A 19671-nucleotide genomic window follows, 5' to 3' on the forward strand; every position below is an offset into this window, starting at 1 on the left:
TATAGGAGATGATATAAAAGATGTCACCCCCTGAAATTCGGGACTATAGTAAAGAGGCAACCTTTAAAGGCAGGAGGCTGGATTTTTCCCTGGGGAATAAGCCCCGTGCGTGGAGATTAGCCGATGCCTCCTGCCGGCTAATTATAGTGGCGGGAAGCGCCGTATTGGAGTATGGGAATAGTTCCGAAGCAGAGGTTGCAAAACACAAAACATATCAGGGGGTAGAGATGAAGGAGAAGGTAGAGAAAACACTGTATGTCGGAGTGGACTACCACAAAAACAGCTTTACAGCAGCTTATTTAGATTGTCTGACAGGGATACTTAATACCAAGAAGTACGAAGCAGAAGAGTTAGAGAAATTTAAAAATCACCTAACAACTTTTAGGAAAAAAGGATATTCAGTAAAAGTTGCGGTAGAAACCTTAACAGGAGTAACATTTTTTACGGAGGAGATAAGGAACTGCGTTGATGAAATAACTTACGTTAACACTAACAAATTTAAGAACATTCTAAAAGGTGTTAACAGTGCTAAAAACGACAGGATAGATGCAGAAACGATAGCCATTTACTATGAAATGGGCTTACTTCCGACAGTTTACGTCCCGACGAGAAAAGAAAAAGAGCTAAGGATAAAGATGAAAGAGAGAGATAGCTTTGTAGATATGAGAAAAGGGGTAATTAACAGACTTCATAGCCTATTGCTTGAATATGGGATAAAGACAAACAAGAGAGAACTCACCACGAAGAAAGGGATGGAAAGGATAAAGGAAGAAACGAAGAAGAAAGTGCCTCCGTCATTACGAGAAACGATATGGAGGCAAATAGAAACAATAGAATACTTAACAGATAAGATAAGAGAGACAGAAGAAGATATCAAGAGTTTTATAGGAGAAGATGAGGAGCTTAAGGGAAAAGTAGAACTTCTAAAAAGCATACCTGGAGTAGGAGATATAGTAGCTATAGCCTTTATATCTGCCGTATGTAACGAAGAGAGGTTTGAAAACGGAGACAAGGTAGCGGCTTATTTTGGACTTGTTCCTCGTGTTAATAGCAGTGGAGACGAAGTTAGAAATGGAAGGATAACAAAGAAAGGGGACAGCAGAACGAGGAACAAGATTATCCAGGCTACGAGAGCGTTATTGAACAGCAAGTTAGACAATTCAGTTAAAAGATTTTACGAAGGGTTAGTTAAGAAAGGTTTAGAGAAGAAGAAAGCGCTGATAGCTGCGGCGAGGAAATTGGTTAAAGTAATGTTCGCAGTTTTGAGAGAGAGAAGGCAATTTATGGATTTTGTTGAAAATAAATGCAACCTCTGTGTTGGGGGTTGACATCTTTCATAGGAGAAAAAATGTTAGAAGATATAAAAGAAAGGATACAGGAAGAATTTGGATTTAAAACAGAACCTTATGACACTAACATATTGCTTGTTCATGGAGAGAAAGAAAAGATAAAAGATTTCCTTAAATTTCTAAAACATTCAGGATTTAACTATCCTCATACAATTTCTGTTGTTGATTACACACCGAAAGGAGAAGGATTTCAAATAAACTATATTATTGAAAATATAGAGGAGAAGAAATTCGTAATTGTAAGAGTAAATTTATTGGAAGATGAACTTTTTATTCCTTCCGTCTGTGATGTTTTCCCAGCTTTACAACCACATGAAAGGGAAGCTTGGGAAATGTTCGGTATTGAATTTGTTGGAAATCCAAGGCTTGAAGTTATGCTTTTACCAGAATGGGCAAAGGGAACATTTCCTTTAAGAAAATCTTATGATTTTGAGAAGCATCGCAAGGAGAAAAAATAATGGCTGATATATCTCAATTAGGATTCTCCTTTGTAGTAGAAGAAAGAAAAGAAGTAAGTGGCAAAGATTTAGGTTTATTACAGGAAAAGTTACTCCAGCTTAACTGGGGAGTTCAACATCCAGCTAGTGGTCCTATGAGGTTAAAGGTTTGGATTGATGGAGATGAAGTAGTAAAGATAGATCCAGATATTGGATATGTTTTTAGGCTTCTTGAGAAGCTTGTTGAATATAGAAGCTGGATAAATGCTATCGTTAATGTGGAGAGAATCTGTTTTATGGATGATTTTGGAACAATGACAGGTTATTCTATAACCGCGGAAAAAATTGCAGGGATAGAAATTCCTAAAAAAGCTAATTATATCAGAACAATTCTTTGTGAAGGAGGAAGAATTGTTAGTCATCTTTTAGGCCTTGGTAGTTTTGTCGGAATTATGGGAGTTAATACGCCTATGCAATGGGCACTTATTGCAAGAGAAAAGTTTTTAGATTCTTTTGAAATTTATTCAGGTCAAAGAATTGCAACTTCCTCTATTGTTCCTGGAGGAGTTAGATATGAACCTACCAAAAAGTTCATAGATAAAATGTTAGAAGCAATTAACTATCTTGAAAAAGAGTTTATACCAAGATATGAAGAAGTCTTTATTGATAATCCTACTTTAAAAATGAGATCTAAAGGGGTGGGAGTTATACCTAAAGAGAAAGCTATTAAAATTGGTCTTGCAGGACCTGCATTAAGAGCATCTGGAATAGCTTCAGATATAAGAAAAGACTACCCTTATGCTGCCTATGGAGAACTCGATTTTAACGTTGTAACAAAAAAAGATGGAGATTCTTACGCGCGCTACTGCGTTTTGTTTGAAGAGCTAAAAGAATCAGTAAAGATAATTAGACAAGCAATAGATGGACTTCCAGAAGGTGAATACAAAGTACGATTTCCTATTAAAATCCCTCCAGGAGAAGCCTATGTAAACGTTGAGTGGGCAAGGGGATGTTTTGGATTTCACCTTGTAAGCGATGGAGGTACTGGTCCTTATAGACTTAAGATGAGAGCTCCTTCTTTTGCCAACCTTTGGGCTATGCCTGAAATGATAAAGGGAGTTAAACTAGCAGATGTTCCAGTAATTTTTGCTTCTCTTTACATGTGTCATGGAGATATCGACAGATAGGGGGAAAAATGGAACCTTGGTTTAAAGCAATTGTCTTCCCGGGATTTTTATTCCTCTTAATTGTTTTCCTACTAATATTTTACTTAGAGAGAAAAATTCTTGCAGATGTCCATCTAAGAACTGGTCCTTACTATGTTGGTAAATGGGGACTCCTTCAAACAACAGCAGATGTTTTCAAACTTCTTCAAAAGGAGTTTATTATTCAGCGTAGAGCCAATAAACTCCTTTATTCTCTCATTCCCTTTGTCGCATTTTTGATGGTTACAATAATCATTGCTTTCATACCCTTTTCAAAAAGCTCGTACGTTGTTAGTACAAGCTTTGATCTTTTGATTGTTCTTGCAATAGTTACAAGTATGCCACCCATTTTTTTCTATGCGGGTTGGGCTTCAAAGAGTAAATATTCCTTCATTGGAGGATTAAGAGTCGTTAATCAGATGATATCCAGTGAAATTCCTATCTGGCTTTCCGCTCTTGCGGCTGCTGTTTTCTATGGAACTCTCAATCATATAGAAATAGTGGAAAAGAGCTCTTGGCTTAGTTTTTTAGTTCTACTTCCAGCATTTTTTATTTTCACGGTAGCAACATTAATCGTTACAGACAGACCTCCCTTTGATATTCCTGAAGCTGAGCAGGAAATTGTTTATGGATTTCTTACAGAATATGGAGGATTTAACTACGCACTTTTAATTCTATCAAAGCTAATAGAGCTCTTTGGCCTTTATGCACTTGCGGTTACACTTTTTTTAGGAGGATTTAAGGGACCTTTTCTACCTGGAATATTTTGGTTCCTCTTGAAAATACTTGTCCTTTACTTTTTCACTTTTGTTTTAAGAGCTTCGACACCAAGAATAAGAATGGATCAATTGCTTAGATTTTGTTGGCAAATTTTAACTCCATTTGCTCTTCTTAACCTTATTTTCATCATTTTTGTCAAGATGTTACTTTCATAAGGAGAAAACATGGAATTTAAAGATGTAATTAAGATTCCTGCAGAAGTAGTTAAAAAGCTAATAAGAATAACAAAAGCAGTATTTAGACCAAAAGCCACGGAAGTTTGGTTGGATAAAGATATAAAAAGAGATTATCACTACAGGGGAAAACATATTATAAAAGCAGCAATTTGTATTGGTTGTGGTCTATGTGCAAGAACCTGTCCTGTTAAGTGTATAGAAATGATTCCCACAGGAGTAAAAAAACCAAGAGCTATACCTCGTGTTAAAGCTAGCGAATGTATGTTTTGCGGCTTTTGTGAAGATGTATGTCCTGCAAAACCAGAAAAAGCTATAAAGCTTACAGATATCTATGCAATGTACGTAGAACCTGGAACTTGGGACAATCTCTCAAAATATGTTTTTGAAGCAGAAGATTTTGAAAAGGCAATAGAAAAAGCAAAAAAACTGGAAGAAATGTTAGAAAAGAAAAAGCAGGAAGCATTAGAAAAAAGGGAAACAAAAGGAGAACAATCATGAGTATTTATTTTTGGATTATCTATGCAGTAATCATTATATCTGCAATAGTAGCACTTGAAGCAACATCTCTTCTTTGGGCAGCTATAGCTTTTGTTGTTCTTCTTTCAGAGATTGCACTTGTCTATTTCGGAATAGAAATGCCTGTTCTTGGAGGAGTTCAATTAGCCATTTATGCTGGAGGAGTAACCATTCTCGTTCTGTTTGCAATAATGATGATAGGAGAAAGTTATAAAAAACCACAAAGTAAAGCCGTTGGAGCAAAAGTTTTAAGTTTAATAATCTTGATTCTTGGAACAGCAGTTTCATTTTTCAGTGCCATAGATACTTTTTCATACAGAATTTATCCAACTCAAGTACTTGGAACAGTTTTTGTAGAAAAATACTCATTTTTCACAATTATTCTCGGTTTTATAGTTTCTGCAATTCTCTATATGGCTAATGCAATTATCTCAAAAAAGAGGGAGGCAGAATAAATGTTACTTGAAGCAGATATTCACGCCTATCTTTTTTTATCGTTTTCTCTCTTTGCTGTTGGTGTATATGGACTTTTGTCAAAAAAGTCCGTAATCAGAATGCTTTTTTCTGTTGAAATGATAATAAATGCTGCCAACCTTAATTTTGTCATATTCTCAGCTCAAAGAAATCTTGACGGCCAGATTTTCACTTTTTTCACTATAGGCCTTGCAGCTCTTGAGGCAGCAGTTGGTCTTGCAATAATCATTGTCTTTTACAAAAGGTTTGGAGAGGTTATACCCTCTAAAATAAAAAACCTGAGGTGGTAGAATGGAATTTTGGGTCTACTCTTTAATTGGAATATTTTTCCTTGGTAGCATACTTGCTTTTATAGTAGGAAAGTTCACACAGAAATGGAATTCTTTTTGGGTCGCAGTTATCACTGGAGCCATAGGTTTCGTAACTTCTTGTTACATAGCTTTAAATATAGGAAATTCTCCAATAGCTCATGAGTTTGAGTGGTTTCGATTTGGTAATTTTTCAATTCCTCTTGGAATCTATGTTGATACTCTTTCCATTTTAATGGTCTTAATTGCCACAGGAATTGGTTTCTTAGACATAGTCTTTTCTAAAGGTTATATGGAAGAAGATGAATCTCCCCACAGATATTATTTTGAAAAGCTCTTTTTCATTGGTTCGATGGTTGGTCTTGTTTTTGTTAGCAATCTAATAGGTCTTTACATATTCTGGGAAGGAGTAGGTCTTTGTTCCTACCTTTTAATAGGCTACTGGTACTGGAAAAAGAACGCTGCAGAAGCAGCTTTAAAAGCTTTTGTAATGACAAGATTTGGTGATGTCTTTATGTTAGCAGGTATCATTGTTTCTCTTGTTTTTCTTGGAACTGTTAACTTTCAAGAACTTAATGCTTTAAGTGTTATAGGAGCTTTTAGTGCAAAACTAGGCTTCATAATTTCTATATTAATATTCATTGGAGCTATTGGTAAATCCGCTCAATTTCCGCTCTTTCCTTGGCTTCTTGATGCAATGGAAGGACCAACTACAGTTTCTGCCCTCATTCACGCTGCTACGATGGTTAATGCTGGTGTTTATCTCGTTGCAAGAATGTTTCCATTTTTTGACTATTCTAATGCCCTAATTATCGTTGCTTTTGTAGGAGCAATTTCTGCATTCATCGCAGCAACGGGTGCTTTAGTACACAAAGAGATAAAAAAAGTTCTTGCTTTTTCTACTATGGAGCACTTAGCCCTTATGTTCGTTGCTCTTGGTGTAGGTTCTGTCGCCGCAGGTATATTTCATCTTACAAGCCATGCCATCTTTAAGGCTCTTTTATTCCTTGCAGCTGGTGCTGTCATACATATGACTCACCATACAAAAGATGCATTTAAATTAGGTGGTCTCTATAAATACATGCCTCAAACTGCTTTTCTATTCTTAATAGGAATTCTTGCTTTATCTGGTATTCCTCCTTTTAATGGATTCTTTAGCAAAGATTGGATACTTACTGAATCCTATAGATTTGGAAATCCTGTAATTTTTGGTCTTACTTTTGTTTCAGCTGTTTTGGCAGTTGCTTACGGTTTTAGGCTTTGGTTTGTTCTCTTTACTGGTAACCCTTCAGAAAGGTCTAAACATGCCAAAGAAGCTTATCCTGTAATGCTGTTTCCTCTTTATGTTCTTGCAGCGTTTACTCTTATTACTGCCTTTTTTAAGGAAAAAATTATTTACTTCATCTTTGAAGAAGTTCATGAACCTTTTTACATGAATTTATTTATGATAACTATGGTTGTTATGTTTATTCTTTTTTCAATTATTTATTTAATCTACTATAAGAAAAAATTTAGCACTGAAAAGTTTCTTGCACATCCAATTGGTTCAGCTGTTAACTTCTTTTTTTACAAAGGTTGGCTAATAGATGACGCTATTAAATGGACGTGCAAAAATATTTTTTACGGTTCCATCGCTAAAGCTATCGAATGGATTGATACCAATGTTATTGATGGAGCTGTAAATGGAACTGCAAAATTTGCTTTAGTTTGTTGGGAAAAAGGTAGAAAAATACAAACTGGTAATTTAATTCACTACCTTACCTACTTTGTAGCTGGTCTAATAGTACTCTCTTTAATTATTCTTGCAATATGAGGAGGAATAAATGATTCTTCTTAGCATGATACTTGTACCTATCTTGGCAGCTCCATTTGCCTATATTGGGGAGAAAATCAATAAAAGTATTCCTAAATATTTATCTCTTTCAATTGGAATATTTTTAGGTCTGAGTACTATATATCTTTTACTTAATTATCCTAATAAAGGTTTTGCTTTTGAAGAGTTTTACAAAATTTATCCTCCCTTTGATTTCAATCTTCATCTAGCAGTAGATGGTATATCTTTAATTCTTCTTTCAGTTACAGCTTTCCTTGCAATTACTGTAACACTTTCTTCTTGGAATGTAGAAAAACCAGGAGCTTACTTTTTTTTAGTATTAATATTTTTAGGCCCAATGGTCGGAGTATTTACTTCACTTAACTTACTGTGGTTCTTTATATTTTGGGAGTTTACTCTTGTTCCAATGTTTTTTCATATAGGTATATGGGGAGCAGAAAACCGTATATATGCTGCTATGAAGTTCTTTATCTATACACATCTTGCAAGTATTTTCCTTCTTTTAGGAATCATTATCCTTTTCCTAAATACACATACCTTTGATTTCACAAATCTTTTTGGTGTAAATCTTGAGCCCGGCATAGCTAAACTCGTATGGGTACTCATGTTTATTGGCTTTGCTGTAAAAATGCCTGTTGTTCCATTTCATACATGGCTTCCAGATGCTCATGTTCAAGCTCCTTCTCCAATTTCCGTTTTTCTTGCGGGACTTCTTCTTAAGATGGGAGCTTATGGTCTTCTTAGATGGGAAATATTCATGTTACCTGAAACATCAAAATTTTTTGCTCCACTAATGGCATTTATTGCAGTTTTGACAATTTTTTATGCAGGCTTTAGAGCTCTTGCTGAAGACCATATCAAAAAAATGGTTGCATACTCCAGTATCAACCACATGGGATTTGTTCTTTTAGGGCTGTCTGCAATAACTGCTGCTGGAATCTCAGCAGCTATCTACGAAATGGTAGGTCACGCTCTCATTATATCTCTCCTTTTCATGATTGCCGGTTATATTCACTCCAAAACTCACACCTGGTACATTTCAGAACTTGGTGGTCTAATGAAAAAAATTCCTGGTCTTATGACAATGTTTGTTATTGGAGTTCTTGCTGCTGTTGGACTTCCCGGAACGGCTGGTTTTATTGGTGAAATAACTGTAGTGATTGCAGCTTTTGATTATTACGGCTGGATAATGATTATTGTTCCTCTTGCTAGCGCTCTTAGTGCAGGATTTTTTATGTGGATGCTCCAAAGAGCAGTTTTTGGTCCACTCAAAGAGTGCTTTAAGGATTTGAAATCATTAAAAGAGTTACCTCTAATAGAAAACATTCCTTTAGTAATGTACATTGTAGCTTTTATAGTTATTGGTATTGTTCCTTCCTTAGTCTTTAACCTTTACAATCCTGTAGTAGATGCTTTTGCTCAGCTCTTTAATCTAAATAGGGGGTAGCAGGTGAATATTAACTTTTTAGCTGGAATACTAATATTAGCTCTTACAGGTGCTTTTCTACCTGTTATCAATAGAATTTTTAGAATATCTGGAAATTTAGGAGCCATTATTTCCAGTATTGGTTACGTTCTTGCCAGTTTCCTGATTTTATTTTCAGGAGAAGGGAAGAAAGTTCTGACTTCTTTCTTCGTTACAGATAGCGTAGCTCAACTAATAGGTCTATTTATACTTGTTGCTTCATGGATGACTATGCTTGTTATTTACTGGACTACTAACAAGGATAAGTTTGTTAATGAGTTAATAGGAGCTCTCATTATTTCCACCGCAGGAGCTCTTTTTCTCATCTCCAGCACTAACTTCATTTCCCTTATTATCTCTATGGAATTAATGGCAATGCCAACATATTTAATGGTTCTCTTTACTTTTAGTGATAAATCTATAGAAGCCGGAATTAAGTACTTTTTTAATGGAGCTTTAGCTATTGGAACAATGCTTTTTGGAATATCTCTTCTTTATGGATTTACAGGAAGCTTTGATTTTAATGTTTTATCGAGAGAGCTCTTTAAAGACCCTCTAGTTTTACTTGCTACTATTTTTATTCTAGCTGGATTTGCTTTCAAAATAACTGCTTTTCCCTTCCATTTTTGGGGAGCCGATGTTTATGATGGAACCTGTCCTAAGATAGCTGCAATCTTAACAGGTATTTCCAAAAGTGCTGTATTTATTGCACTTATGAGAGTTATCTACGAAGCACTGCCACCTATTTCTGAAAATCTAACTTTCATATTTGCACTAATTTCAGCAATCACAATGACAGTTGGTAATCTTTTAGCTCTTGCTCAAAAAAGAGTATCAAGAATCCTTGCTTATTCTTCTGTTGCTCATGCCGGTTACACTCTTATTGCTTTTGCAGCCCTTTCAGTTCCTATTAGCGTAACGGGTATTCTTTATCATTCAGTTGCTTACATCTTCATGAAAACGGCTGCTTTCTTATGTTTTGCAGTCTTTCTTTATCTTTGGGGAGCAAAAACTATGGACGATTATAAAGGTCTTGGAAAAAGAGAACCTTTACTTGCAGCTCTTTTTTTAATATTTCTATTTTCTTTAGCAGGTGTTCCTCCGATGGCTGGATTTATCAGCAAAGTATTCGTCTTTACAGCAGCCGTTAATGCTGGAATGGTTTGGCTTGCAGTTATAGGTCTTTTAAATAGTGCTTTTTCTGTTGCTTACTACATTTGGATTGCAAAACAGATGTACTTTGAAGAACCTAAAATAGAAAAACCTCTAAATAATCCTCCTGATAAAAATCTAATTCTTATACCTCTCACCATTATGGCAATATTTTTAATCATTTTCGGAATATGGATCAATCCGGTTATTAATGCTTCAGCTAACTTTATTTCAAAATTGGATTTTTGATTATAATAATATTTAAAGGAGGAAAAAAATAATGAAAGCAAAAGTTGTTTTTCATATTGATTCTGAAGAAAAAAAACTTCTTATGACACTTAATAACATCGAAAATCTATTAAAAGAAATTCCTGCTAAGGATATATCTATCTATGTAGTAGCAAATGGTACTTCAGTTAAGCTACTCAAAAAAGAAAATGCTGCTAAATACATAGATAGAATGAAAAAACTTTCCGATATAGGTGTTAAATTTTTGTTGTGTAACAACTCGCTTCGTAAGCAAAATATTAGACCTGATGAACTTTTAGAATTTTGCAAAATAGTACCAGCTGGAGTTGTAGAATTAATCCGATTGCAAAAAGAAGGTTGTGCCTATATTAAACCTTAAAAAACACGTCTAAACTACCCCTCATTAAATTAAAATGAGAGGGATTTCGTAGTCTCCAAAAGGAGACTACAAGCTGGTTTATCAGCTTGTCCCGTCACAACGGGCATCCAACTGCTCACTCTCCCTCTAACCCACTTAAAGTGGTAGAAAGAGATAATTTTAAGAGAGGAAAGTTTCTTCCCTCTCTTCAATATGTTAACTGCTCCGTTTAGGTCTGCATTCAGTTTTCCACACTTTGGACAGATTACGTAATGTTGATGAGGTCTTTTGACAGAACTACCGCACTTAAAACACCTTGAGCTTGTATTGTATTCTGGAATCGGTTTAAGTCCGATTCCAGCTTCGGTTAGCTTTTCTTCAAGTCTTTTCGTTACATAAGCTCTTACCCAGAAGTTGTGTAGGAGAATATTAAGCTTTCCAAAGTTTTTGTCTTCTCTAATCCCTGTTAGGTTTCCTACATAAACTTCTTTAGCTCCTCTTGAAATACAGATTTCTACAACACGATTGAGCATTGAGTTAATTGACTGCTTTAATCTCCTATCTCTTTTAACGTATAGTTTTTGGAGTCTCTTTGAAGTATAAGCTCCACTTCTGTTAAGGAGAGACTGATACTTAGCTATCTTCCTGTTCCATCTTTTGTAGTCTTTGATAAGCTCTCTGCTTTTAAACTGGAAAACTTCTATCCCTTTATCTGTTTCCACTGCAAGTGTCAGGAAGTTACGAATCCCAAAGTCTATCCCTGCTGTCTTTTCTCCTACTGGTTTGGTTTCGGAATTCTGAAGATTAACAGATATATAACACCACCACTCCCCAGCTTTATAGAAGATTTCAGCTCTACCAAAACCTTTAATGTTTTCATAAGAGACTGAATACTTAGCTCTAATCTTTAGTCTTTTTCTGCTTAAATCTTTCGGAACTGTCATCTCAAAAGAGTAATTCCCTAAACGGTAGCTCCTGTCTGTCTTAATGTAGATGTCCATAGGAAGAGTTAAGTTTCTTTTCCTGTCTTTTTTGTATTTTGAAGGATTTACCTTTTCTATGTGTGGAGGTAGTTCTCCTTTTTCTTTTTGTTTCTTTAGCTTTAAAAACGACTTCCAGTCCTCTAATAGCTTCTTTAAAACTTCCTGAGCTATGTCTGAAGGGAGAGCTTTATACTCTGGTAAGCCCTTAGCTAACTTGTAGAGAATTCCATCAGTAACTTTGACTTTTCCAAAGGAGAAATACTGCTGTCTTAGGATGTAATTAAAACGGTTGTAGAGATAACTGCACCTTAACTGAATTTCTTTTAACTTCCGTTTCTCATCTTTCGTAGGATATAGCTTGACCTTGACTATTCGCTTCATAAAGATTAATTTATTCTCAGAAATTATGATGTCAAGGTGTAATAGTATGACCAAGAAAAAGTATGTTCAGACTACTATTAGAGTAGAAGAAGAAGTTTTCAAGGAATACAAAAAGTGGTTGATAGACAAAGGTTATAGGTCTATCAATCAGCACTTGAACGAGGTTATAAAGAAAGTGTTAGAAGAAGATAACCGCATTCCTCTCTCCTCTAAAGAGGAGAGTATCCTGCGGAGGAAATCGTGAAAATTTTCTTGAGTTCTATCTACTGGAATTAAGCTTTTTCTGTTGAAAGCCCTTAATGGTTTATAATTTTGCTACAAAAACCTAAAGGGAGAAATTGTGGACACTTATATAAGGGAGATATGTTCTTTACCAGTTGGAACTGAATTTGAAGGTTTCTTCTTTATAGAACACGTAGAAATAAAAAAACATAGAACGGGAGAACCCTATTTAAAGCTTATCTTATCTGATAAAACAGGAACGATTCCTGCTTTGTGGTGGAAACCACCCAAAGATGCTGATCTGACAATATTTCAAAGAGGAGATGTTGTTTTTGTAGTTGGTCATGTAGAGCATTTCCAGCAAAGCGTTCAACCAAAGTTAAAAGAAATTAGAAAGGCTGATTCAAAAGAATTTGATTCGAAAAAATTCATATCTGAAAGTCGTTTCAGTATAGAGGAACAATTTAACTCTCTTCTTGAGGTTATTGATAGTATAGAAAACCCATTCCTAAAGAAACTTTTAGAAAACTTTTTTTATGATGATTCATTTGTTAAAAAATTTTTAAAAGCTCCAGCAGGTAAAACTATTCACCACGCTTGTATAGGTGGACTTTTAGAACATACACTTGGAGTTGTAGAGATTTGCGAAACTGTGGCAAAACGGTTTAAAAGCATTGATAGAGATCTTCTTATTTGTGCAGCTATACTACACGACATAGGAAAAGTTTATGAATACGAAATTGACGTGACAATTTCAAGAACCACTGAAGGAATTCTTCTTGGACATCTTTATATGAGCTGTGAGATGGTAACGAAAAAAATAGATGAAATAGAAGGATTTCCTCATGATCTTAAAGTAAAACTTCTTCACTGTATACTTTCTCATCACGGAGAATATGAACACGGTTCTCCTAAGAAGCCTAAAACTTTAGAAGCAGTTACTCTTGCATATGCTGATGCACTCGACTCAAGAGTAAAGGGTTTTGAGGAGCATATAGAAAGAGAACTGGGTACAAATAAAGGATGGACAAGAAGACATTTTGCTTTCGAAGTACCTATTTTCTTTGATGGAAATTTTAACTATGGAGAGGAAAAATGAAAAAGAAGAGCTTAACTTACAAGGATGCTGGAGTTGATATAGAAGCAGGAGAAAAGCTTGTCGATAAGATTAAACCTTTTGCCAAAAAGACATTTGACGAAAACGTTCTTGCAGGAATAGGTGGATTTGGTGCTGGATATAAACTTCCAAAAGGTTATAAAGAACCAGTTCTTGTTTCTGGAACAGACGGTGTAGGAACAAAACTAAAAGTAGCCCAAATGGCAAATGTTCACAATACTGTTGGAATAGATTTAGTTGCAATGTGTGTTAACGATATTCTTACAGTTGGAGCAAAACCTCTATTTTTCCTTGATTACTTTGCAACTGGCAAGCTTTCTGTTGATACAGCAGCTGATGTAGTAAAAGGAATAGCAAAAGGATGTGAAATTGCCGGCTGTTCTTTAATAGGTGGAGAAACAGCCGAAATGCCAGACTTTTATCCTGAAGGTGAATACGACCTTGCCGGTTTTGTCGTTGGAATTGTTGATAAAGAAAAGTACATCACAGGAGAGAAAATAGAACCAGGAGATGTTGTTTTAGGACTTGCATCTTCAGGAATTCATAGTAATGGCTACTCTTTAGTAAGGAAACTTTTCTTTGAAATTCTTGAACTAAAAATTGATGAGTATATTAAAGAGTTGGATAAAAAAGTTTATGAAGTTCTTTTAACTCCTACAAAGATCTACGTAAAACCTGTTTTGAAGCTTCTTGAAGAAGTAGAAGTTAAGGGAATTGCTCATATTACAGGTGGTGGTATTCCTGGAAATCTTGTAAGGATTCTTCCAAAGTCTGTTGATGCTGTCATTAAAAAAGGAAGCTGGGAAGTACTTCCAATTTTTGAGTTCATTCAAAAGAAGGGAAACATCGTAGAAGAAGAAATGTTTAAAACCTTTAATATGGGTATTGGTCTTTGTATTGTTGTTTCTTCTCAAAATATTGAAAAAGCAGAAAAACTATTAACAGACGCAGGAGAAAAAGTTTATAGAATAGGAGAAATAAGAAAAGGAACAGGAAAGGTAATTATCCAATGAAAATTGCTGTTCTAGCATCTGGTAGAGGCTCTAACTTTGAGTCTATAGCTAAAGCTGTTAAGTCAGGAAAAATAAGTGGAGAAATAGCTGTTCTTATAGTTGATAGAAAGAACATTGGAGCCATAGAAAGGGCAGAAAAATTAGGAGTTAATTGGATATATGTTGATCCATATGGTTATTCTTCTCGAGAGGATTACGACAGGAAAATAGTTTCTATTTTAAAACATTTACAGGTTGATTTAGTCTGTTTAGCAGGATATATGAGAATTGTTTCAGAAGTTTTTATAGAAAGTTTTCCAAACAAAATAATGAACATTCATCCTGCACTTCTTCCTTCCTTTCCTGGTTTAAAACCACATGAAAAAGCTATTAAATATGGAGTAAAAGTTACAGGAGCTACTGTTCATTTTGTTGACAATGGAATAGATACAGGTTCAATAATAGTTCAGGCAGTAGTTCCTGTATCTCCTCAGGATACTTCATCTTCTTTGTCTCAAAAAGTCTTAGAGCTTGAACATAGAATATATCCTCAAGCTGTTAAATGGTTTGTCGACGGCAGGATAGAAATTAAAGGGAGAAGTGTAATAGTAAAAAATGCTAATTATTCCACTTTACCAATAGTTCCTGCTTTAGAGGATTTCTGATGAAACTGTTTAAGCTTAGAAACGGATTGAAGGTCATCTTTCAAGAAGTTAATAATCTTGATATTTTAGCCTGTACAATTTTTCTACCAGGCGGAGCATCTATTGAAGACAAGTTAAAAGCGGGAATTACTATTCTTTCTCTAAAAACAGCTTTTAAAAGAACCTTAAAAAGGAGCTCCTTAGAATTTGCAAAAATTCAAGAACAGTTTGGTACTCCCTTCATTCCTGATGTCTCAAGCGATTACTCTTTCATTAAGTTTCAAATAATTACTGAAGGTTTAGAAAATTACATTAAACTTTTCCAAGAGGTAATTGAAGAACCTGGGTTTACAGAAGAAAGTTTTAAAGTAGAAAAAGAGTCTCTTTTGGCAGCTATAAGATCAAGAAAAGAGAATTCTTTTTCGCTTGCCTATGAAAAGATGGTTTCTTTGACTTATAACGGAACTCCTTATGAAAAGCTACCCTATGGAGAAGAGTTGACAGTTAAACCATTAACTCTTGAAGACATCCGCAATCAATTTAAGAAAGTTGTTGTGCCGGAAGGAACTGTTTTTTCCTTCTGTGGAAAGATAAAAGATGCAGAAGGCATTCTGAAGCTTTTAGAGAAAATTAAAACTAAAAAATTAAGAAAACTTCAACATTTCTCGAAGAGAATTGAAAATATAGAAGAAGTTGAAGTAAAAAGAAAAGGTTCTTCACAAGTATTTATTATTCTTGCAGTGAATGCTCCTTCTATTTCAGAAAAGGATTTCCTTTCTTATAAGCTCTTTAATACTCTTTTAGGTGAAGGTATTGGTTCTCTCCTCTTTCAAGAATTAAGAGAAAGGAAAGGTTTTGCTTACTCTACTGGTTCTATTTTCCCAACAAGAAAAAACTCAGGACGACTCTTTTTTTATATAGGAACTTCACCTGAAAAGGAAAAAGAAGTAAAAAGAGCTCTTATAAACTTAAAGGAAAACTTACCTAATCTTATAACTAAGGAAGCTTTAAATAGAGCAAAACAGTTTTTCAGAGGAAATTTTGAACTTGACCATGAAACGAGAATGAAAAAAGCATGGTATTCCGGACTTTGGGAAATTTTAGGAAAAAGTAGCTCTTTTGACTCTCAAATTCTTGATCTAGTAGAGGAAGTTTCCTTCTCTAATTTATTAGATGTTGCAGAAAAAATTTCTTCTGAACCTTATCACATGGTGGTTGTCAAAGATGAATAAACTTTTAATTGTTAGTGCTTGTCTTATAGGATTTAACTGTAAGTATAGTGGTGGAAATAATAGATATGAGCCACTTGTAGAAGCCTTTAAAAAAGGTAAGGTAATACCAGTTTGTCCTGAACAGCTTGGAGGTCTTCCTACTCCAAGACCCCCTGCTAAAATTTTAGGCAAAGACGGAAAAGATGTTTTAAGTGGAACTGCAAAAGTTTTGACTGTTAAAGGAACCCCAAAAGATGTAACAAAGAACTTTTTAAAAGGAGCTTATGAAACTCTTTATGTAGTAGAACTCTTAAAAGATAAGGTTATTGCGTGTATATTAAAAGAAAAAAGTCCATCTTGCGGAGTAAAGAAAATCTATAAATTTGAAGTTGATCAACTTAAAGATGGAATGGGCGTAACTGCTGCACTTTTAAAAGAAAAAAGGTTTAAAATTATTAGTTCCGAAGATAAAAAAGACATAGAAAAAATCATAGAGGAGCTTGGATGAGTAGGTTACCCGAACTAAAAATCAAGAACTTAAAACCAAAGTATCCAATAATTCAAGGTGGAATGGGAGCAAGAGTTTCGCTCCATAAACTTGCTGCTGCCGTAGCAAATGCAGGTGGAATAGGAGTTATTTCTGCAGTTCTTCTTCACGAAAAGGATCGTTCAAAACCTAAAAAGACCACCTGTAAAGGGATAGAAGTTGAAAGCTTAGGTCTCAAGCCTTATCACTACGCTTGGGAGTTAGCAGAAGAAATAAAGAAAGCAAAGGAGTTAGCTCCCAATGGAATCATTGGCGTTAATATAATGTATGCTCTTACTCACTTTTATGAGCTATTAATGACTGCTATTGATGCAGGAGCTGATCTGATAATTCAAGGGGCAGGATTTGGAAAAGATGTATTTAAGATTTGCAATCTTTTCGACATGCCACTTATAGAAATAGTTGCAACTCCTAAGGGAGCAATGCTTTCAGAAAGATTAGGGGCAGCAGCCGTAATTGTCGAAAGTGGAGAAGCCGGTGGTCACCTTGGTACAATGGATAGTATTTGGGATACCCTTCCTAAGATAGTAAAAGCAGTGAAGAACATCCCTGTTATTGCTGCTGGTGGTATTTTTGATGGAAAAGACATGGCAAGAGCTTTTGAACTTGGAGCAAAAGGAATACAAATTGCAACAAGATTTATAGCAACCTATGAATGTGATGCTGCTCCCGAATTTAAAGATTATATAATAAAAGCTAAACCTGAAGACTCTATCTATATAAAGAGTCCTGTAGGAATGCCAGCACATGCAGTAAAAAATCCATTTACTGAAGGGCTTGAAAAGGAAGGAAAGATACCTCATTCTTGTCCTTACAATTGTCTTAAAATGTGTTCAGGTCCTGATTCTATTTACTGTATCGCTGATGTCCTTTTAAAGTCTGTAAATGGTGATGTAGAAAACGGACTTGTTTTTGCTGGAAGCAACGTTGGAAGAGTTAATAGAATATACCATGTTGATGAGCTTGTAAAAGAACTAATTGAAGAATGTAAAAGTGAGCTTGAAAAGAAGAATCTTAATTTTGGAGGTGATTAATGAGAAAATTTTTAATTTTTCCGATATTTTCTTTTTTGTTCTTTAGTTGTGCTCAAAATCAACAACCTGTTAACACAGGAATTTTAGAACTAAAAAAAGAAATAGATCTTATTAAGACAAAAGTGGAACTAAATTCAAGAAAAGTTTCATCTCTTGAAAGTAGAATTTCACAAGTTGAGGATAAATCAGCTGAAAACGAACAACAGATTTTCGAGCTTAAAAGAAAACTGGAAGATGTAGAAAAAACGGTATCCTCTATAACTGTACCATCTCCATCGGTATCTCCGACTGTTCCTAGTTCTCCTTCTTCCAATGAAGAAAAAACAGAAGAACAACAAATAGTAATTCAAGTTTCTGATAAAGATCTTTACAAACAGGCTTTTAACTCAATGGAAGCTGGTGATCTTGAAACAGCAAAGTCTACGTTTGAAAAACTTGTTGAACAGTATCCTGATAGTCCCCTTGCCGATAACGCTCTTTACTGGATAGGTGAAATTTACTACTCTCACAACGATTACGAAACAGCAGCTAATTACTTTAAACAGGTTATTGAAAAGTATCCTAATGGAAATAAAGTGCCTGCAGCAATGTTAAAGCTTGCTCTTTCCTATAAAGGAATGGGAGAATTAGATAAAGCAAAAGAGATGTTTCAACAGGTTATAGAAAAATATCCTAACACACCTGAAGCAGGTATAGCAAAAGCAAAACTTATGGAGATAGAAAAATGAAAATAGACAATAGAGCTATTAAAGGACTTGCATATAGAGCCGCTGATCTTTGGCTTAACCTTGAACTTTCTAAATTCCGTCCAGATGGTAACTATGAGCAAGTTGAAAACTTTTTAAAGCAAAGATTTAAAGCAGATGAACTAAATCCTCTTCTTGTCACTTTAGGTCTTTTAGAAATGGCCTTGATTGAGGATGCTTTAAAGAATAAGCCTTATCTTTCAGAAGAAGAAAGAGAGAAAATCATACAGGAAATTGTTGAAAGTTTAGCCAAAAAATTTCCTCAAATTGTGTCAGAAATGGAAAAAATATTGAGTGAAATTGATAGTAAAATAAAGGAGTTTAAACTCCTTGCTGATAAGTATAGAAAAGGAGGAGAGTAAATGTCTGAAAAGGTAAAGGTAGCGATAGTAGGGGTAGGGAACTGTGCAAGTTCGCTTATTCAAGGTATTTATTATTATCAAAATAAAAAAGAGGAAGAAATTACCGGACTTATGCACTATGACATTGGAGGATACAAACCCTGGGACATAGAGGTAGTTGCAGCTTTTGATATAGACGCAAGAAAAGTTGGGAAGGATTTGAGTAAAGCAATATTTGAAAAACCTAACTGTACTACTGTTTTCTATCCAGATGTTCCAAAAATGGATGTTGAAGTTCAAATGGGACCATTAATGGATGGCTTTGCAGAACACATGCTTGACTATCCCGAGGATCAAAGATTTGTTCCTGCTGATAAAGAACCTGTTGACGTAGCAAAAGTGCTTAAAGAAAGTGGTGCTGAAGTAGTCGTTAACTATCTTCCTGTTGGTTCTGAAGAAGCTACGCGCTACTACGCACAGTGTGCTCTTGAGGCTGGATGTGCATTTGTTAACTGTATTCCTGTCTTTATAGCTTCTGATGAAGAATGGGCTAAAAAATTCAAAGAAAAAGGACTTCCAATTGTTGGAGATGACATAAAGTCTCAAGTCGGAGCAACTATTACTCATAGAGCTCTTGCTAACTTAATGAGCGATAGAGGAGTGCCTATAGATAGAACCTATCAGCTTAATTTTGGTGGAAATACAGACTTCCTTAACATGTTAGAGAGAAAAAGATTAAAAACAAAGAAAGTTTCAAAAACAGAAGCTGTAAGATCTTTGATACCACATCCTATGGATAACGATAACATTCATATAGGCCCCAGTGACTATGTCCCATGGCTTAAAGATAACAAAATAGCCTACATTAGACTTGAAGGAAGACTCTTTGGTGATGTTCCTATGTTCATCGAATTGAAGCTTTCTGTTGAAGATTCTCCAAATAGTGCAGGTTCTGCAATTGATGCCATTAGATGTGCTAAAGTAGGGTTAGATAGAGGAATAGGAGGACCTCTTTACTCTATCTCTTCTTATACTATGAAACATCCACCTATTCAGTATCCTGACTGGAAAGCAAAAGAACTCGTTGATAAGTTTATAAAAGGAGAAATTGAAAGATAATTTTCTATCCCCCCCTTTGAAAGGGGGGATT

Annotated in this window: 22 protein-coding genes; 21 read left to right on the forward strand and 1 reads right to left on the reverse strand. The window is 35.1% G+C overall.

All coding sequences use genetic code 11. The annotated features are described in order from the left end of the window. Positions 1 to 20: 20 nt before the first annotated feature. The 11 genes from DESTER_RS06065 to DESTER_RS06115 are packed head-to-tail and all read left to right on the forward strand — an operon-like array spanning position 21 to position 10324. Positions 21 to 1328 (forward strand): IS110 family RNA-guided transposase, encoded by a 1308-nt coding sequence (locus tag DESTER_RS06065; RefSeq protein ID WP_013638118.1) that lies wholly within the window; start codon positions 21 to 23, stop codon positions 1326 to 1328. Positions 1329 to 1348: 20 nt separating this feature from the next. Then, complete coding sequence (locus DESTER_RS06070) at positions 1349 to 1807, forward strand: NADH-quinone oxidoreductase subunit C (RefSeq protein WP_013638771.1); 459 nt, start codon at positions 1349 to 1351, stop codon at positions 1805 to 1807. After that, on the forward strand, positions 1807 to 2973 hold the full coding sequence (locus DESTER_RS06075; protein WP_013638772.1) for an NADH-quinone oxidoreductase subunit D: 1167 nt from the start codon (positions 1807 to 1809) through the stop codon (positions 2971 to 2973). Before DESTER_RS06070 ends, DESTER_RS06075 begins: the two co-directional genes overlap by 1 nt. Before the next feature lie 8 nt (positions 2974 to 2981). Beyond that, positions 2982 to 3926, forward strand: a complete 945-nt coding sequence (locus tag DESTER_RS06080) for a complex I subunit 1/NuoH family protein (RefSeq protein WP_013638773.1) — start codon at positions 2982 to 2984, stop codon at positions 3924 to 3926. Positions 3927 to 3935: 9 nt separating this feature from the next. After that, on the forward strand, positions 3936 to 4445 hold the full coding sequence (locus DESTER_RS08095) for a 4Fe-4S dicluster domain-containing protein (RefSeq protein ID WP_013638774.1): 510 nt from the start codon (positions 3936 to 3938) through the stop codon (positions 4443 to 4445). Further along, entirely contained in the window at positions 4442 to 4918 is a 477-nt protein-coding gene (locus tag DESTER_RS06090; RefSeq protein ID WP_013638775.1) for an NADH-quinone oxidoreductase subunit J family protein, read from the forward strand. The genes DESTER_RS08095 and DESTER_RS06090 overlap by 4 nt, the downstream gene beginning before the upstream one ends. Then, the gene (nuoK, locus tag DESTER_RS06095) at positions 4919 to 5227 is read left to right on the forward strand and encodes an NADH-quinone oxidoreductase subunit NuoK (protein ID WP_013638776.1); all 309 of its coding nucleotides are present in this window, start codon (positions 4919 to 4921) and stop codon (positions 5225 to 5227) included. 1 nt (position 5228) lies between these two features. After that, positions 5229 to 7058 carry an NADH-quinone oxidoreductase subunit 5 family protein gene (locus tag DESTER_RS06100; protein ID WP_013638777.1) on the forward strand — a complete coding sequence of 610 codons (1830 nt, stop codon included), beginning with the start codon at positions 5229 to 5231 and terminating at the stop codon, positions 7056 to 7058. A gap of 10 nt (positions 7059 to 7068) precedes the next feature. Next, the gene (locus tag DESTER_RS06105) at positions 7069 to 8526 is read left to right on the forward strand and encodes a complex I subunit 4 family protein (protein ID WP_013638778.1); all 1458 of its coding nucleotides are present in this window, start codon (positions 7069 to 7071) and stop codon (positions 8524 to 8526) included. A 3-nt stretch (positions 8527 to 8529) separates the two neighbouring features. Beyond that, positions 8530 to 9945 carry an NADH-quinone oxidoreductase subunit N gene (locus DESTER_RS06110; RefSeq protein ID WP_013638779.1) on the forward strand — a complete coding sequence of 472 codons (1416 nt, stop codon included), beginning with the start codon at positions 8530 to 8532 and terminating at the stop codon, positions 9943 to 9945. 31 nt (positions 9946 to 9976) lie between these two features. Then, positions 9977 to 10324: a DsrE family protein gene (locus tag DESTER_RS06115; RefSeq protein WP_013638780.1), complete on the forward strand. Its 348-nt coding sequence runs from the start codon at positions 9977 to 9979 to the stop codon at positions 10322 to 10324. A 29-nt stretch (positions 10325 to 10353) separates the two neighbouring features. On the opposite strand, the gene DESTER_RS06120 is transcribed toward DESTER_RS06115, so the two are convergent. Further along, on the reverse strand, positions 10354 to 11667 hold the full coding sequence (locus tag DESTER_RS06120) for an RNA-guided endonuclease InsQ/TnpB family protein (RefSeq protein ID WP_013638781.1): 1314 nt from the start codon (positions 11665 to 11667) through the stop codon (positions 10354 to 10356). A 46-nt stretch (positions 11668 to 11713) separates the two neighbouring features. Between DESTER_RS06120 and DESTER_RS06125 the strand changes: the two genes are divergently transcribed. The 10 genes from DESTER_RS06125 to DESTER_RS06170 all read left to right on the forward strand — a co-directional run bounded on the left by DESTER_RS06125 (position 11714) and on the right by DESTER_RS06170 (position 19640). Continuing rightward, a complete protein-coding gene (locus DESTER_RS06125) occupies positions 11714 to 11911 on the forward strand; it encodes a hypothetical protein (protein ID WP_041737480.1) in 198 nt (65 codons plus the stop codon). Positions 11912 to 12007: 96 nt separating this feature from the next. Beyond that, entirely contained in the window at positions 12008 to 12988 is a 981-nt protein-coding gene (locus DESTER_RS06130) for a 3'-5' exoribonuclease YhaM family protein (protein WP_013638782.1), read from the forward strand. After that, the gene (gene purM / locus DESTER_RS06135) at positions 12985 to 14019 is read left to right on the forward strand and encodes a phosphoribosylformylglycinamidine cyclo-ligase (protein WP_013638783.1); all 1035 of its coding nucleotides are present in this window, start codon (positions 12985 to 12987) and stop codon (positions 14017 to 14019) included. Before DESTER_RS06130 ends, purM begins: the two co-directional genes overlap by 4 nt. After that, complete coding sequence (gene purN, locus DESTER_RS06140) at positions 14016 to 14663, forward strand: phosphoribosylglycinamide formyltransferase (RefSeq protein ID WP_013638784.1); 648 nt, start codon at positions 14016 to 14018, stop codon at positions 14661 to 14663. The genes purM and purN overlap by 4 nt, the downstream gene beginning before the upstream one ends. Further along, entirely contained in the window at positions 14663 to 15874 is a 1212-nt protein-coding gene (locus tag DESTER_RS06145) for a M16 family metallopeptidase (protein WP_013638785.1), read from the forward strand. The genes purN and DESTER_RS06145 overlap by 1 nt, the downstream gene beginning before the upstream one ends. Next, positions 15867 to 16361, forward strand: a complete 495-nt coding sequence (locus tag DESTER_RS06150; RefSeq protein ID WP_013638786.1) for a 2-thiouracil desulfurase family protein — start codon at positions 15867 to 15869, stop codon at positions 16359 to 16361. Before DESTER_RS06145 ends, DESTER_RS06150 begins: the two co-directional genes overlap by 8 nt. Then, a complete protein-coding gene (locus tag DESTER_RS06155; protein ID WP_013638787.1) occupies positions 16358 to 17434 on the forward strand; it encodes an NAD(P)H-dependent flavin oxidoreductase in 1077 nt (358 codons plus the stop codon). Before DESTER_RS06150 ends, DESTER_RS06155 begins: the two co-directional genes overlap by 4 nt. After that, a complete protein-coding gene (gene ybgF, locus DESTER_RS06160; RefSeq protein ID WP_013638788.1) occupies positions 17434 to 18162 on the forward strand; it encodes a tol-pal system protein YbgF in 729 nt (242 codons plus the stop codon). Before DESTER_RS06155 ends, ybgF begins: the two co-directional genes overlap by 1 nt. After that, positions 18159 to 18542: a hypothetical protein gene (locus DESTER_RS06165; RefSeq protein ID WP_013638789.1), complete on the forward strand. Its 384-nt coding sequence runs from the start codon at positions 18159 to 18161 to the stop codon at positions 18540 to 18542. Before ybgF ends, DESTER_RS06165 begins: the two co-directional genes overlap by 4 nt. Beyond that, a complete protein-coding gene (locus DESTER_RS06170; protein ID WP_013638790.1) occupies positions 18543 to 19640 on the forward strand; it encodes an inositol-3-phosphate synthase in 1098 nt (365 codons plus the stop codon). Positions 19641 to 19671 lie beyond the last annotated feature (31 nt).

This window comes from Desulfurobacterium thermolithotrophum DSM 11699, from assembly GCF_000191045.1.
Taxonomy (GTDB): Bacteria; Aquificota; Aquificia; order Desulfurobacteriales; family Desulfurobacteriaceae; genus Desulfurobacterium; species Desulfurobacterium thermolithotrophum.

Bases quoted from the DNA above. Each gene is read 5' to 3' on its own strand.
- DESTER_RS06065 (WP_013638118.1), top strand. From the start codon at position 21: ATGTCACCCCCTGAAATTCGGGACTATAGTAAAGAGGCAACCTTTAAA.
- DESTER_RS06070 (WP_013638771.1), top strand. From the start codon at position 1,349: ATGTTAGAAGATATAAAAGAAAGGATACAGGAAGAATTTGGATTTAAA.
- DESTER_RS06075 (WP_013638772.1), top strand. From the start codon at position 1,807: ATGGCTGATATATCTCAATTAGGATTCTCCTTTGTAGTAGAAGAAAGA.
- DESTER_RS06080 (WP_013638773.1), top strand. From the start codon at position 2,982: ATGGAACCTTGGTTTAAAGCAATTGTCTTCCCGGGATTTTTATTCCTC.
- DESTER_RS08095 (WP_013638774.1), top strand. From the start codon at position 3,936: ATGGAATTTAAAGATGTAATTAAGATTCCTGCAGAAGTAGTTAAAAAG.
- DESTER_RS06090 (WP_013638775.1), top strand. From the start codon at position 4,442: ATGAGTATTTATTTTTGGATTATCTATGCAGTAATCATTATATCTGCA.
- nuoK (WP_013638776.1), top strand. From the start codon at position 4,919: ATGTTACTTGAAGCAGATATTCACGCCTATCTTTTTTTATCGTTTTCT.
- DESTER_RS06100 (WP_013638777.1), top strand. From the start codon at position 5,229: ATGGAATTTTGGGTCTACTCTTTAATTGGAATATTTTTCCTTGGTAGC.
- DESTER_RS06105 (WP_013638778.1), top strand. From the start codon at position 7,069: ATGATTCTTCTTAGCATGATACTTGTACCTATCTTGGCAGCTCCATTT.
- DESTER_RS06115 (WP_013638780.1), top strand. From the start codon at position 9,977: ATGAAAGCAAAAGTTGTTTTTCATATTGATTCTGAAGAAAAAAAACTT.
- DESTER_RS06120 (WP_013638781.1), bottom strand. From the start codon at position 11,667: ATGAAGCGAATAGTCAAGGTCAAGCTATATCCTACGAAAGATGAGAAA.
- DESTER_RS06125 (WP_041737480.1), top strand. From the start codon at position 11,714: ATGACCAAGAAAAAGTATGTTCAGACTACTATTAGAGTAGAAGAAGAA.
- purM (WP_013638783.1), top strand. From the start codon at position 12,985: ATGAAAAAGAAGAGCTTAACTTACAAGGATGCTGGAGTTGATATAGAA.
- purN (WP_013638784.1), top strand. From the start codon at position 14,016: ATGAAAATTGCTGTTCTAGCATCTGGTAGAGGCTCTAACTTTGAGTCT.
- DESTER_RS06145 (WP_013638785.1), top strand. From the start codon at position 14,663: ATGAAACTGTTTAAGCTTAGAAACGGATTGAAGGTCATCTTTCAAGAA.
- DESTER_RS06150 (WP_013638786.1), top strand. From the start codon at position 15,867: ATGAATAAACTTTTAATTGTTAGTGCTTGTCTTATAGGATTTAACTGT.
- DESTER_RS06155 (WP_013638787.1), top strand. From the start codon at position 16,358: ATGAGTAGGTTACCCGAACTAAAAATCAAGAACTTAAAACCAAAGTAT.
- ybgF (WP_013638788.1), top strand. From the start codon at position 17,434: ATGAGAAAATTTTTAATTTTTCCGATATTTTCTTTTTTGTTCTTTAGT.
- DESTER_RS06165 (WP_013638789.1), top strand. From the start codon at position 18,159: ATGAAAATAGACAATAGAGCTATTAAAGGACTTGCATATAGAGCCGCT.
- DESTER_RS06170 (WP_013638790.1), top strand. From the start codon at position 18,543: ATGTCTGAAAAGGTAAAGGTAGCGATAGTAGGGGTAGGGAACTGTGCA.